The 14,278-nt window shown below is 42.7% G+C and carries 14 protein-coding genes; all 14 read left to right on the top strand.

The genetic code is table 11. The annotated features are described in order from the left end of the window. Positions 1-9 precede the first annotated feature (9 nt). The 14 genes from H8796_RS11815 (at position 10) to H8796_RS11750 (ending at position 14,268) form a co-directional block, all read left to right on the top strand. A complete protein-coding gene (locus H8796_RS11815) occupies positions 10-687 on the top strand; it encodes a DUF5715 family protein (protein ID WP_004301742.1) in 678 nt (225 codons plus the stop codon). Positions 688-788: 101 nt separating this feature from the next. Beyond that, positions 789-1,805 carry a PhoH family protein gene (locus H8796_RS11810; protein ID WP_117936845.1) on the top strand — a complete coding sequence of 339 codons (1,017 nt, stop codon included), beginning with the start codon at positions 789-791 and terminating at the stop codon, positions 1,803-1,805. A gap of 71 nt (positions 1,806-1,876) precedes the next feature. After that, positions 1,877-2,821 (top strand): phosphoribosylaminoimidazolesuccinocarboxamide synthase, encoded by a 945-nt coding sequence (locus tag H8796_RS11805; RefSeq protein ID WP_117936847.1) that lies wholly within the window; start codon positions 1,877-1,879, stop codon positions 2,819-2,821. A gap of 160 nt (positions 2,822-2,981) precedes the next feature. After that, positions 2,982-3,719 carry a bifunctional demethylmenaquinone methyltransferase/2-methoxy-6-polyprenyl-1,4-benzoquinol methylase UbiE gene (ubiE, locus tag H8796_RS11800; protein WP_117936849.1) on the top strand — a complete coding sequence of 246 codons (738 nt, stop codon included), beginning with the start codon at positions 2,982-2,984 and terminating at the stop codon, positions 3,717-3,719. 42 nt (positions 3,720-3,761) lie between these two features. Beyond that, positions 3,762-4,508: a shikimate dehydrogenase gene (locus tag H8796_RS11795; protein ID WP_004304542.1), complete on the top strand. Its 747-nt coding sequence runs from the start codon at positions 3,762-3,764 to the stop codon at positions 4,506-4,508. A gap of 18 nt (positions 4,509-4,526) precedes the next feature. After that, entirely contained in the window at positions 4,527-5,477 is a 951-nt protein-coding gene (locus H8796_RS11790; RefSeq protein ID WP_187343980.1) for an alpha/beta hydrolase, read from the top strand. Between the two features lie 72 nt (positions 5,478-5,549). Further along, positions 5,550-6,467 (top strand): YgcG family protein, encoded by a 918-nt coding sequence (locus H8796_RS11785; protein WP_117936851.1) that lies wholly within the window; start codon positions 5,550-5,552, stop codon positions 6,465-6,467. Positions 6,468-6,514: 47 nt separating this feature from the next. Then, positions 6,515-7,096: a LemA family protein gene (locus H8796_RS11780; protein ID WP_004304537.1), complete on the top strand. Its 582-nt coding sequence runs from the start codon at positions 6,515-6,517 to the stop codon at positions 7,094-7,096. A 209-nt stretch (positions 7,097-7,305) separates the two neighbouring features. After that, positions 7,306-8,472, top strand: a complete 1,167-nt coding sequence (locus H8796_RS11775; protein ID WP_117936853.1) for an AIR synthase-related protein — start codon at positions 7,306-7,308, stop codon at positions 8,470-8,472. 3 nt (positions 8,473-8,475) lie between these two features. After that, positions 8,476-9,588, top strand: coding sequence for a peptide chain release factor 1 (prfA, locus tag H8796_RS11770; protein WP_004304534.1), 1,113 nt, complete (start codon positions 8,476-8,478; stop codon positions 9,586-9,588). Positions 9,589-9,663: 75 nt separating this feature from the next. Next, complete coding sequence (gene pyrF / locus H8796_RS11765) at positions 9,664-10,488, top strand: orotidine-5'-phosphate decarboxylase (RefSeq protein WP_117936855.1); 825 nt, start codon at positions 9,664-9,666, stop codon at positions 10,486-10,488. Between the two features lie 30 nt (positions 10,489-10,518). Then, positions 10,519-11,748: an HD domain-containing protein gene (locus H8796_RS11760; RefSeq protein WP_117936857.1), complete on the top strand. Its 1,230-nt coding sequence runs from the start codon at positions 10,519-10,521 to the stop codon at positions 11,746-11,748. 82 nt (positions 11,749-11,830) lie between these two features. After that, positions 11,831-12,871: a UDP-3-O-(3-hydroxymyristoyl)glucosamine N-acyltransferase gene (gene lpxD, locus H8796_RS11755; RefSeq protein ID WP_074706692.1), complete on the top strand. Its 1,041-nt coding sequence runs from the start codon at positions 11,831-11,833 to the stop codon at positions 12,869-12,871. An 11-nt stretch (positions 12,872-12,882) separates the two neighbouring features. Then, positions 12,883-14,268 carry a bifunctional UDP-3-O-[3-hydroxymyristoyl] N-acetylglucosamine deacetylase/3-hydroxyacyl-ACP dehydratase gene (locus H8796_RS11750; protein WP_004304529.1) on the top strand — a complete coding sequence of 462 codons (1,386 nt, stop codon included), beginning with the start codon at positions 12,883-12,885 and terminating at the stop codon, positions 14,266-14,268. Positions 14,269-14,278: the final 10 nt, after the last annotated feature.

Genomic DNA, 14,278 nt, shown 5'->3' with positions numbered 1-14,278 from the left:
AAATACAAAATGACTACTTACAAGCTTCGCATATTACCGCTATTTTTACTTGTTATTGGGCTTACAACGCTTACTTCAAGCTGCAAAAAGAAAGACATGTCACTGAAATTGAACAAGCCGCACAACATTCGTGGCGTTGTCAGTTACAAACGTTCTTTCCCTGATTTGAACGATGCACATCTGGAAGTCGCTAAAAAGATAGGTATCAGCCCGCTGGCAGACCGAGAGGAAGCGGAAGCAATGAAAGAAAAGTTGACTCATATCACTGATAATGAATTTTATGCAGTGGATTCATTGACACATTCCATTCCCTACCTCGTTCCACGTGCCAGCGCATTGCTCGATACAATCGGCTCCAACTTTCTCGATTCATTGGCTGCCAAAGGTCTGAATCCCAATCAGGTAATCATCACCTCCGTACTACGTACTGAAAACGATGTGAAACGTCTCCGCCGTCGCAATGGAAATGCCTCCGCCAACTCGGCACATTGTTTCGGAGCTACTTTTGATGTTAGTTGGAAACGTTTTAAGAAAGTGGAAGATAAAGACGGTCGCCCTATGCAGGACGTGAGTGCCGACACACTGAAACTTGTTCTATCCGAAGTTTTAAGAGATCTACGACAAGCTGAAAAATGCTATATCAAATACGAACTGAAGCAAGGTTGTTTCCATATTACTGCCCGATGAACGGAAGATGAATGTAAATTGCAGTAAAATTCACCTCTAAACAATCAGAGAATCCAAAACGTTTCATTAAATTTGCAGAAATTTTTCTTTAATACGACTTAATGATAGAGAAACTGATTGTTCTTGAGGACATTGATCCGGTTATTTTTTACGGCGTAAACAACGCCAACATACAGTTAATTAAAGCTTTATATCCAAAGCTACGCATAGTTGCCCGAGGCAATGTCATCAAAGTGCTGGGCGACGAGGAGGAAATGTGTGCCTTCGAAGAAAATATCACCAAACTTGAAAAGTACTGCGCCGAATATAATTCACTGAAAGAAGAAGTTATCATTGACATTATAAAAGGAAATGCGCCGCAAGCGGAACAGGCAGGAAACGTGATTGTGTTCAGCGTCACAGGAAAACCTATCATCCCCCGAAGCGAAAACCAGTTGAAACTGGTAGAAGGATTCGCCAAGAATGATATGGTATTCGCCATCGGTCCGGCAGGTTCGGGAAAGACATACACCGCTATCGCTCTCGCCGTACGTGCATTGAAGAATAAAGAAATCAAAAAAATCATCCTTAGCCGCCCCGCCGTAGAAGCCGGAGAAAAGCTCGGTTTCCTGCCCGGCGACATGAAAGATAAGATCGACCCATACCTGCAACCTTTATATGACGCCTTGCAGGATATGATACCTGCCGCCAAGTTAAAGGAATACATGGAATTGAACATTATCCAGATTGCTCCGTTAGCCTTTATGCGCGGACGCACGCTGAATGATGCGGTCGTCATTTTGGACGAAGCCCAGAATACCACCACACAGCAAATCAAAATGTTCCTCACCCGTATGGGTATGAACACCAAGATGATCGTGACGGGAGACATGACACAGATTGACCTCCCCGCTTCACAAACATCGGGATTGGTGCAAGCTCTCCGCATCTTGAAGGGAGTGAAAGGCATCAGTTTTGTTGAACTGAATAAAAAAGATATCGTACGCCATAAACTGGTGGAACGTATCGTGGATGCTTACGAAAAATTCGACAAAGAAGCGAAAGCCGAACGGGAAAAACGGAAAAACGAACAACTGGTTATCAACGGCGAACGTCCGGTGAAACTGGCCAAAGACTAATCGTCTTTAGATTCGGAATCCTATTGCGACTTGTTATTTGTAACTTGTAATTTGTAATTATAATAAAGACAATGAAAGCATTAACAAAAACAGATTTCAACTTTCCGGGACAGAAAAGCGTGTACCACGGAAAAGTGCGCGATGTGTACAACATCAACGGCGAAAAACTCGTCATGGTAGCAACCGACCGCATTTCGGCCTTTGACGTAGTACTTCCTGAAGGTATTCCTTACAAAGGACAAATGCTGAACCAGATTGCAGCTAAATTCCTCGATGCCACTACTGACATCTGTCCGAACTGGAAAATGGCTACTCCGGACCCAATGGTAACGGTAGGTGTATTGTGTGAAGGTTTTCCGGTAGAAATGATTGTACGTGGTTACCTGTGTGGTAGCGCATGGCGTACTTACAAAAGCGGTGTACGCGAAATTTGCGGCGTGAAGTTGCCGGACGGAATGCGCGAAAACCAGAAATTCCCGGAACCCATCGTTACTCCGACTACGAAAGCTGAAATGGGATTGCACGACGAAGACATCTCTAAGGAAGAAATCCTGAAACAAGGACTGGCTACTCCGGAAGAGTATGAAATTCTCGAAAAATATACATTAGCTCTCTTCAAACGCGGTACTGAAATCGCAGCAGAGCGCGGACTGATCCTCGTAGATACAAAATACGAATTCGGTAAGCACAATGGCACTATCTACCTGATGGACGAAATCCACACTCCGGATTCAAGCCGCTATTTCTACTCTGAAGGTTATCAGGAACGTTTCGAAAAAGGCGAACCGCAGAAACAACTTTCTAAAGAATTCGTTCGCGAATGGTTGATGGAAAACGGTTTCCAAGGCAAAGACGGTCAGAAAGTACCGGAAATGACTCCGGCTATCGTACAAAGCATCAGTGAGCGTTACATCGAATTGTTCGAAAACATCACCGGTGAGAAATTTGTGAAAGAAGATACTAGCAATATTGCTGAACGTATATTCAAAAACGTCGAAACCTTCTTAAATAGTTGATAGGTGATAGTTGATAAATGATAGTTGATAGATGATGAATGATAGTTAATATGCAGCTTATCGCATATAACTATTAACTCTGTCATCTTCCAACTATCATTTATCAACTATCTTCCCCCAACTATCACCTATCATTTATCAACTATCACCTAATAAAAGAATGGATTACCCGCAACAACATATCAAGCCTTACGACGAAGAAGGAAAAAAGACCGAGCAAGTGGAACGTATGTTCGACAACATCGCACATGCCTACGACAAGCTGAACCATACCTTATCTTTAGGTATCGACCGCAGCTGGCGCAAAAAAGCTATTGCCTGGTTACGCCCTTTCCAACCGCAGCGAATGATGGATGTAGCGACCGGTACAGGGGATTTTGCCATCCTCGCCTGCCGCAAACTGCAACCTGCCGAACTGATCGGCACGGACATCTCGGAAGGTATGATGAATGTGGGACGTGAAAAAGTAAAAAAGGAAGGACTGTCGGATAAAATATCTTTTGCCCGGGAGGACTGCACTTCACTCTCTTTTGCCGACAATGATTTTGACGCTATTACTGTAGCTTTCGGTATCCGCAACTTCGAAGACCTCGACAAAGGGCTCTCCGAAATGTGCCGCGTACTGAAACCGGGCGGTCATCTTGTAATTCTGGAACTTACCACTCCGGACCGCTTCCCGATGAAACAACTGTTTTCCATCTACTCTAAAGTCGTCATTCCATTATTGGGCAAGCTTCTCTCCAAAGACAACAGTGCCTACCACTATCTGCCGGACACGATCAAAGTATTTCCTCAAGGGGAAGTCATGAAAGGAGTCATCGCACGAGCCGGATTTAGCGAAGTCAACTTCAAACGGCTGACCTTTGGCATCTGCACTCTTTACACCGCAACAAAATAGTACCAAGTCATTATGAATGATTAATTTAATCCTTATTATATTATGGAAAAATATGGTTTAATCGGTTACCCCCTGCGACATTCATTTTCTATCGGATACTTTAATGAGAAATTCAAATCCGAAGGTATTAATGCAGAGTATGTGAATTTTGAGATTCCCAGCATTAATAACTTCATGGAAGTTATCGAAGAGAATCCCAATTTATGCGGGCTTAATGTGACTATCCCCTACAAAGAACAAGTGATTCCTTTTTTGGATGAACTCGACCGCGATACCGCAAAGATAGGTGCAGTGAATGTCATTAAAATCATCCGCCAGCAGAAAGGAAAAGTCAAACTGGTTGGCTACAACTCCGACATCATCGGATTCACTCAATCCATTCAACCTTTATTGCAGCCTCATCACCAAAAAGCATTGATTCTGGGTACCGGTGGAGCTTCCAAAGCCGTCTACCACGGGCTGAAAAACCTGGGTATTGAAAGTATATTCGTATCACGTACCCACAAAGCCGATGATATGCTGACTTATGAGGAGCTGACTCCCGAAATTATGGCAGAATATACAATTATCGTCAACTGTACCCCCGTAGGTATGTTTCCTAAGGTAGATTTCTGCCCTAATATTCCTTATGAGCTACTGACTCCAAACCATTTGCTCTACGATTTGTTATATAATCCAAATGTTACGCTGTTCATGAAAAAAGGAGAAGCACAAGGGGCTGTTGTTAAAAACGGTCTGGAAATGCTGCTGCTCCAGGCTTTTGCCGCATGGGAGATATGGCATAAATAAGGATTAGAGAGAGTTTTTATGAGGAGAAAAGTTGTATATAGCATCATTATTATCATGCTGGCATTGACCGGCTGCACCATCGGAGGAAGTTTTTATATGTTAAACTTTTCATTGACTCCGAATGCCAAGATTTTGTCTAAAGATGCTGACTCTTATCCCTTCATGTATAGAAACTACCCTTTCCTGCGTCCTTGGGTGGACAGCCTGAAACAAGTGGATGCATTGAAAGATACTTTCATCATCAATCCGCACGGAATACAACTTCATGCGTATTATGTTGCTGCTCCCCAACCCACCAGTAAGACAGCAGTCATTGTGCATGGACATACAGATAATGCTATCCGTATGTTTATGATTGGTTATCTGTATAATCGAGATTTAGGATATAACATATTACTTCCCGACCTGCAACATCAGGGAGAAAGTGAAGGCCCGGCCATCCAGATGGGATGGAAAGACCGTTGGGACGTATTGCAATGGATGAACATTGCCAATGAAATTTTCGGAGATAGTACGCAAATGGTTGTACACGGCATTTCAATGGGAGGTGCGACAACCATGATGGTGTCCGGTGAGGAACAGAAGCCATTTGTTAAATGCTTTGTTGAGGATTGCGGCTACACCAGCGTATGGGACGAATTCTCACATGAGCTTAAAGCCAGTTTCCACCTTCCTTCTTTTCCACTAATGTATTCCACAAGCTGGCTCTGCGAAAAGAAATATGGATGGAATTTCAAAGAGGCTTCCTCACTAAAACAAGTAGCCAAATCACAACTTCCGATGCTGTTTATTCATGGAGATAAAGATACGTATGTACCCACCTGGATGGCATATTCGCTCTACGAAGCCAAACCGGAACCCAAAGAACTATGGATTGTGCCGGGAGCGGCTCATGCTGTTTCATACAAAGAGAATAAACAGGAGTATACCGACCGAGTCCGTGCATTCGTCGGGCGATACATTCATTAAACCTATTATAACAAGGAGTTTTAGATTCATAACAGAAAAAGTTTCTATATTTGCAAACGTAAAATAATCGTTATGAAATCAATATTGACTTTTATACTAGCAACTTTTCTTCTGTTCCCACTACAAGCTCAAGAGAAAGTATACACGGTGGACAACCTCCCGAAAGTTCACCTGCAAAACAAAATGCAATATGTTTGCAACCCGGCCGGCATACTTTCACAGGCTGCTTGTGACAGTATAGACTCCATGCTTTATGCCTTGGAACAACAAACAGGAATTGAAACGGTGGTTGCCGTAGTTCCTTCAATCGGAGAAGAAGATTGTTTCAACTTCTGCCACCAGCTACTCAACCAATGGGGTGTTGGGAAAAAAGGCAAAAATAATGGATTGGTCATTTTGTTGGTCACAGATCAACGTTGTATCCAGTTTTATACCGGTTATGGCCTGGAAGGAGTGCTCCCCGATGCGATCTGCAAAAGGATTCAAACCAAATATATGATTCCTTACCTGAAAGATGGAAATTGGAATGCAGGAATGGTGGCTGGTATTAAAGCAACTTGCCAGCGTCTTGACGGTTCCATGGAAAACGATGCCCTCTCCGATTCGAATGACGGTGGTTCCTTTGATTTTGTTCTTGCCATCCTTTGCTTTATTGTCATCGGTGGAGGTCTTGCTTTCTTTTCTGCACGCAGGCAAAGCCGTTGTCCGAAATGCGGTAAACACCAATTACAAAGAACCGGAAGTGCAGTCGTATCCCGGATTAACGGAGTGAAAACTGAAGATGTCACCTATACATGTAGAAACTGCGGACATACCATCATACGTCGTCAACAAAGTTATGATAGCGATTACCATCACCGGGGAGGTGGCGGAGGCGGTCCATTTATCGGCGGCTTTGGCGGAGGTAGTTTAGGAGGCGGAGGCGGTTTCGGTGGAGGCAGCTTTGGCGGAGGAATGGGAGGCGGTGGCGGTGCCGGCTCACGTTTCTAAAGAAAATAAGAAAAAACAGATTATCAAATTCAATAAAAACAAGAAACATGAAGAAGTCAATTATTATCATCTTAGCCGTTGTGGCTATCCTTGTCATATGGGCAGTAAGTGTATATAACGGTCTGGTTACTATGGACGAGAATGTAAGTGGTCAATGGGCAAATGTAGAGACTCAATACCAACGCCGTGCCGACTTGATACCTAATTTGGTAAATACCGTAAAAGGATATGCGACACATGAAAAGGAAACATTAGAGGGAGTTGTTGCCGCACGTAGCCAGGCAACTCAAATAAAAGTGGACGCTGCCGATCTGACACCGGAAAAGCTGGCGCAATATCAAAAGGCACAAGGTGCTGTAACATCAGCACTGGGCAAGTTATTAGCTATTACCGAGAATTATCCGGACTTAAAAGCTAATCAAAACTTCCTGGAATTACAGGCTCAACTGGAAGGAACTGAAAACCGTATCAATGTAGCACGCAAAAACTTCAATGATGCTGCACAGGCTTATAACACCAATATCCGCCGTTTCCCAAAGAATATCTTTGCGGGAATGTTCGGCTTTGATAAGAAAGCATATTTTGAAGCAGAAGAAGGAAGTGAAAAGGCTCCGAAAGTAGAATTCTAAAAAGATTTGATAAAACCCTTACATATTAAGAGTTAAAATCACAGTTCTCATTACTATGATTTTAACTCTTAATTTTCTATTATTATTCTCCTTTTCAAGAGAATATTCTAAAGTTAAATAGTTAATGATTAACATTTGCCAGTACCTAGTTGGCTGTACCAAAAAAAAGCTGTACTTTTGCAGCCGTATACAATATAATTCTATAACTCATGAGTAATCAACGATACATGATGCGTGGAGTAAGCGCATCAAAAGAAGATGTGCACAACGCCATCAAGAACATCGACAAAGGAATTTTCCCGAAAGCATTTTGCAAAATTATCCCCGATATATTGGGAGGTGACCCGGACTATTGCAACATTATGCACGCCGACGGTGCCGGAACCAAATCATCTCTTGCTTATATGTACTGGAAAGAAACGGGTGATTTGTCCGTTTGGAAAGGTATTGCACAGGATGCATTGATTATGAATATCGACGACCTGCTTTGTGTAGGTGCCGTAGACAATATTCTTGTCTCTTCTACCATTGGACGTAATAAACTGTTGATTCCCGGAGAAGTAATCTCCGCCATCATCAATGGAACAGATGAATTGCTGGCCGAACTCCGTGAAATGGGTGTAGGGGTATACGCAACCGGCGGTGAAACTGCTGATGTCGGCGACTTGGTTCGTACGATCATCGTTGACTCTACCGTAACTTGTCGCATGAAACGTTCAGACGTTATCGACAATGCCAATATTCGTCCGGGCGACGTGATCGTTGGTCTGGCTTCTTACGGACAAGCTACTTACGAAAAAGAATATAATGGCGGTATGGGCAGTAATGGTTTGACAAGTGCCCGTCATGATGTATTCGGAAAATATCTTGCTGAAAAATATCCGGAAAGCTACGATGCTGCCGTTCCTGAAGAATTAGTTTACTCCGGCAAGTTAAAACTGACAGACAGTGTAGAAGATTCTCCAATTGATGCAGGTAAGTTAGTGCTCTCCCCTACTCGTACATACGCACCAGTAGTGAAGAAATTACTCGATGCACTGCGCCCGGAAATCCACGGAATGGTGCACTGCTCCGGTGGTGCACAAACCAAAGTTTTACACTTTGTTGAAAACGTTCGTGTAGTAAAAGATAATCTTTTCCCTGTTCCTCCTTTATTCAAAACTATTCAAGAACAAAGCGGTACGGACTGGGCAGAAATGTACAAGGTATTCAATATGGGACATCGCCTCGAAGTCTACTTGTCACCGGAACATGCAGAAGAAGTAATTGCTATTTCCGAGTCATTCGGTATCCCGGCACAGATTGTAGGACGTGTTGAAGCATGTGAGCAAACAGAATTAATCATTAAGAGCGAATTCGGAGAATTTAGATACTAAAGAATGGCAGATAACAGTACCATATTAGAAAAATTAGACGGACTCGTTGCCCGTTTTGAAGAAATATCTACCCTTATCACAGACCCGGCAGTGATTGCCGATCAGAAACGTTACGTCAAGTTGACTAAAGAATATAAGGAATTAGACGACTTGATGAAAGCAAGGAAAGAATATATCCAATTACTGGGTAATATTGAAGAAGCTAAAAATATCCTTGCTAATGAATCGGACGCCGAAATGCGCGAGATGGCGAAAGAAGAAATGGACAACAGTCAAGAACGCCTTCCGGTATTGGAAGAAGAAATCAAACTGATGCTTGTCCCTGCCGATCCACAAGACAGCAAGAACGCAATTCTTGAAATCCGTGGTGGTGCAGGAGGTGATGAAGCAGCTATCTTTGCCGGTGACCTCTTTCGCATGTATGCCAAATTCTGTGAAACCAAAGGTTGGAAGATGGAAGTCTCCAATGCAAACGAAGGAACAGCAGGAGGATTCAAAGAAGTTGTTTGCAGTGTCACAGGTGATAATGTATACGGAATTTTAAAATATGAATCGGGAGTACACCGCGTACAGCGTGTTCCTGCTACCGAAACACAAGGACGTGTTCATACTTCTGCCGCATCAGTGGCGGTACTTCCCGAAGCTGAAGAATTCGATGTAGTCATCAACGAAGGAGAAATCAAATGGGATACTTTCCGAAGTGGTGGTGCCGGTGGACAGAATGTAAATAAGGTAGAATCCGGAGTACGTCTGCGTTATATCTGGAAGAACCCGAATACAGGCATTGCCGAAGAAATACTTATTGAATGTACCGAAACACGTGACCAACCGAAAAATAAGGAACGTGCCTTGGCCCGTCTCCGTACATTTATCTATGACAAGGAACATCAGAAATACATCGATGACATTGCCTCCAAACGTAAAACAATGGTATCGACCGGAGACCGTTCTGCTAAAATCCGCACCTACAACTATCCACAGGGACGAATCACCGATCATCGCATCAATTACACGATTTATAATCTTGCTGCATTCATGGACGGGGATATTCAAGACTGTATCGACCACCTGATCGTAGCAGAAAACGCGGAACGCTTGAAAGAAAGCGAACTTTAGAGAAGTGGAGAGTTGAGAATTGAGAGTTAAAAACGGGTTCTTAAAATAGTAAATTGTATAATAGTAAATAATAAGATGGATAAGCAACAATTATTTGAAAACATAAAGCGCAAAAAATCATTCCTTTGTGTAGGACTTGATACTGACATCAAGAAAATCCCGGAGCATCTGTTGAAAGAAGAAGATCCGATCTTTACATTCAACAAAGCAATCATTGACGCGACAGCTGATTTATGCATCGCCTATAAGCCCAATCTGGCTTTCTATGAAAGCATGGGCGTAAAAGGATGGATCGCATTTGAAAAGACAGTAAAATACATCAAAGATAACTATCCGGATCAATTCATCATCGCTGACGCAAAGCGTGGTGACATCGGAAATACTTCTGCAATGTACGCCCGCACCTTCTTTGAAGAGCTTAATATCGACTCTGTAACGGTAGCTCCTTATATGGGCGAAGACAGCGTTACTCCGTTCCTTAGCTATGAAGGTAAATGGGTGATTTTGTTGGCATTGACTTCCAACAAAGGTTCACATGACTTCCAACTAACAGAAGATGTAAACGGCGAACGTCTGTTCGAGAAAGTATTACGTAAATCACAAGAATGGGCTAGTGACGACCGTATGATGTATGTGGTAGGTGCCACTCAAGGACGCGCTTTCGAAGATATTCGTAAAATTGTTCCGAACCATTTCCTTCTCGTACCAGGTGTAGGAGCACAAGGCGGCTCGCTCGAAGAAGTTTGTAAATACGGAATGAACAGTACATGCGGAATCATTGTTAATTCCTCACGTGGTATCATCTACGTAGATAAAACAGAGAAATTTGCAGAAGCTGCCCGCACCGCCGCACAAGAAGTACAGGCGCAAATGGCTGAACAACTCAAAGCAATTCTCTGAAAAGAGAAAAAGGATCTCTAAAGAAAACGAATGCCTTACGAAAGAAAGATAATTAACGACCCCGTATTCGGGTTCATCAATATTCCAAAGGGGTTACTGTACGATATAGTACGGCATCCCCTTTTGCAGCGTCTTACCCGCATCAAGCAGGTAGGATTGTCATCTGTTGTATACCCCGGTGCGCAACACACCCGCTTCCAACACTCTTTAGGTGCTTTTCACTTGATGAGTGAAGCTATCACCCAACTGGCTTCTAAAGGTAATTTTATCTTTGACAGCGAAGCGGAAGCTGTACAGGCGGCCATCCTGTTACATGATATAGGACATGGTCCTTTCTCACATGTACTGGAAGATACTATAGTAAAAGGAGTCTCCCACGAAGAGATTTCCCTCATGCTGATGGAACGGATGAACAAAGAGATGAACGGTCAGCTTAGTCTTGCCATTCAAATCTTCAAAGACGAATATCCCAAACGTTTTCTCCATCAACTTGTAAGTGGTCAGCTGGATATGGACAGATTGGATTATCTTCGCCGCGACAGCTTTTACACAGGCGTGACAGAAGGAAATATCGGTTCCGCACGAATTATAAAAATGCTTGATGTAGCGGACGACCGCCTGGTTATCGAATCCAAAGGGATCTACTCTATCGAGAATTTCCTTACGGCACGTCGCCTGATGTACTGGCAAGTATATCTGCATAAGACATCCGTCGCATACGAAAAAATGCTTATCAGTACCCTATTACGTGCTAAAGAACTGGCATCACAAGGAGTGGAACTGTTTGCATCACCCGCATTGCGTTTTTTCCTTTACAATGATATCAATCCTGCGGAGTTCTATAACAATCCCGACTGTCTGGAGAATTTTATCCAACTGGACGACAATGATATATGGACAGCCTTGAAAGTGTGGAGTACCCATGCAGACAAGGTACTTTCTGCTTTAAGCACGGGAATGATAAACCGAAATATCTTTAAAGTAGAAATTTCATCGGAACCGATTAGTGAGGACAGAAAAAAAGAATTAACTTTGCACATCAGCCAGCAATTAGGTATAACCCTTTCCGAAGCGAACTATTTTGTCTCTACCCCCAGCATCGAAAAGAATATGTATGACCCGGCAGATGACAGTATTGACATTATCTACAAAGACGGCACTATCAAAAATATTGCCGAAGCATCGGACATGCTGAACATCTCATTATTGTCCAAAAAGGTAAAGAAATACTATCTCTGCTATCAGAGATTACACAGATAAGTATAAAATATTCATGCAATAACACGGAAATCTGAAAAAAAAATCCGTTATTTGTGAACTAATTAAATTTTAAATTAAAGACATGGAGTTCTCGGCTAAGCAAATTGCAGCATTTATCCAAGGGGAAATCATTGGAGACGAAAACGCTACGGTACACACATTCGCTAAAATTGAAGAGGGAATGCCCGGAGCAATTTCTTTCCTGTCAAATCCCAAATATACACCTTACATCTACGAGACACAATCAAGCATTGTCCTGGTTAATAAGGACTTCACTCCCGAGCACGAAATTAAAGCTACTCTGATAAAAGTAGACAATGCATATGAAAGTCTGGCTAAATTGCTCAATCTTTATGAGATGAGCAAGCCTAAGAAACAAGGTATAGATTCATTAGCTTTCGTTGCACCCAGCGCCAAAATTGGTGAGAACGTATACATCGGTGCATTTGCCTATATCGGCGAAAATACCGTGATCGGAGATAATACCCAAATTTATCCACACACTTTTGTTGGAGATGGCGTGAAGATAGGCAACAGTTGCTTGCTTTACTCCAATGTAAATGTTTATCATGATTGCCGCATAGGTAACGAATGTATCCTGCACTCGGGTGCAGTGATCGGAGCTGACGGATTTGGTTTTGCTCCCACCCCGAACGGATACGATAAGATTCCGCAAATCGGAATTGTTATTCTGGAAGATAAAGTAGATATAGGTGCTAATACTTGTGTAGACCGTGCTACAATGGGAGCTACGGTAGTGCATAGTGGTGTCAAATTAGACAATCTGATACAAATAGCACATAATGATGAAATAGGTTCGCATACCGTAATGGCTGCACAAGCCGGAATTGCCGGTTCTACCAAAATTGGTGAATGGTGTATGATCGGAGGTCAGGTAGGTATTGCAGGACATTCCAAAATAGGAGACAAAGTTGGTTTAGGCGCACAGTCAGGCGTACCCGGAGATATAAAGTCCGGTAGCCAGCTTATCGGAACTCCTCCTATGGAACTGAAGCAATACTTCAAAGCATCCGTCGCACAAAGAAGCTTACCGGATATGCAGAAAGAATTGCGTAATTTGCGCAAAGAAATAGAAGAATTAAAACAACTATTAAATAAGTAAATAAGTAACCAATGCTGAAACAAAAAACGCTGAAAGATAGCTTTTCACTGAGCGGGAAAGGTCTTCACACTGGACTTGATCTCACTGTAACATTTAATCCTGCTCCGGACAATCATGGATATAAAATCCAGCGCATTGACGTAGAAGGACAACCAACTATCGATGCAGTAGCCGACAATGTGACAGAAACCACTCGTGGTACTGTATTGTCGAAGAATGGAGTCAAAGTAAGCACCGTTGAACATGGTATGGCAGCCCTCTACGCATTGGGCATTGATAACTGCCTTATTCAGGTTAACGGACCGGAATTTCCTATTTTAGATGGTAGTGCACAATATTATGTACAAGAAATAGAACGTGTAGGAACAGTAGAACAAAATGCCGTCAAAGACTTTTATATTATCAAGTCTAAAATTGAGTTCCGGGATGAAACGACTGGCTCTTCTATCATCGTACTTCCTGACGAGAATTTCAGTCTGAATGTACTGGTTTCTTACGATTCAACCATTATCCCGAATCAGTTTGCTACACTTGAGGATATGCATAATTTCAAAGACGAAGTGGCTGCCAGCCGTACTTTCGTCTTTGTTCGCGAAATAGAACCGCTTCTTTCTGCCGGATTGATTAAAGGTGGTGATCTGGACAATGCAATCGTGATTTACGAACGCAAGATGTCACAGGAAAGCTTTGACAAGTTGGCAGATGTGATGAGAGTACCTCACATGGACGCTGAACAATTAGGCTATATCAATCACAAACCGTTGGTTTGGGCAAACGAATGTGCCCGCCACAAATTATTGGATGTAATCGGTGACCTTGCTTTAATCGGTAAACCGATAAAAGGCCGGATCATTGCTACCCGTCCCGGACATACGATCAATAATAAGTTTGCACGCCAAATGCGGAAAGAAATCCGTCTGCACGAAATACAGGCGCCAAGTTACGACTGTAACCGTGAGCCAGTAATGGATGTAAACCGTATCCGCGAATTATTGCCACACCGCTATCCTTTCCAACTGGTTGACAAAGTAATTGAGATTGGTGCTAATTACATTGTAGGTATCAAAAATATCACAGCTAACGAACCTTTCTTTCAGGGACACTTCCCACAAGAACCTGTTATGCCGGGAGTACTTCAAGTAGAAGCAATGGCACAAGTCGGTGGTTTACTTGTCTTAAATTCAGTAGACGAACCCGAACGTTATTCTACCTATTTCATGAAAATAGATGGAGTAAAATTTCGCCAGAAAGTAGTGCCGGGAGATACTATTATCTTCCGTGTAGAAATGCTGGCACCTATCCGCCGTGGCATCTCTACTATGAAAGGATATGCATTTGTTGGCGAGAAAGTTGTTTGCGAAGCAGAGTTCATGGCACAAATAGTGAAAAATAAGTAATAATTGATAT

Origin of the sequence: Bacteroides sp. M10 (assembly GCF_014334015.1) — a bacterium.
Taxonomy (GTDB): Bacteria; Bacteroidota; Bacteroidia; order Bacteroidales; family Bacteroidaceae; genus Bacteroides; species Bacteroides intestinigallinarum.
This window is presented reverse-complemented; position numbering and strand designations above follow the sequence as displayed.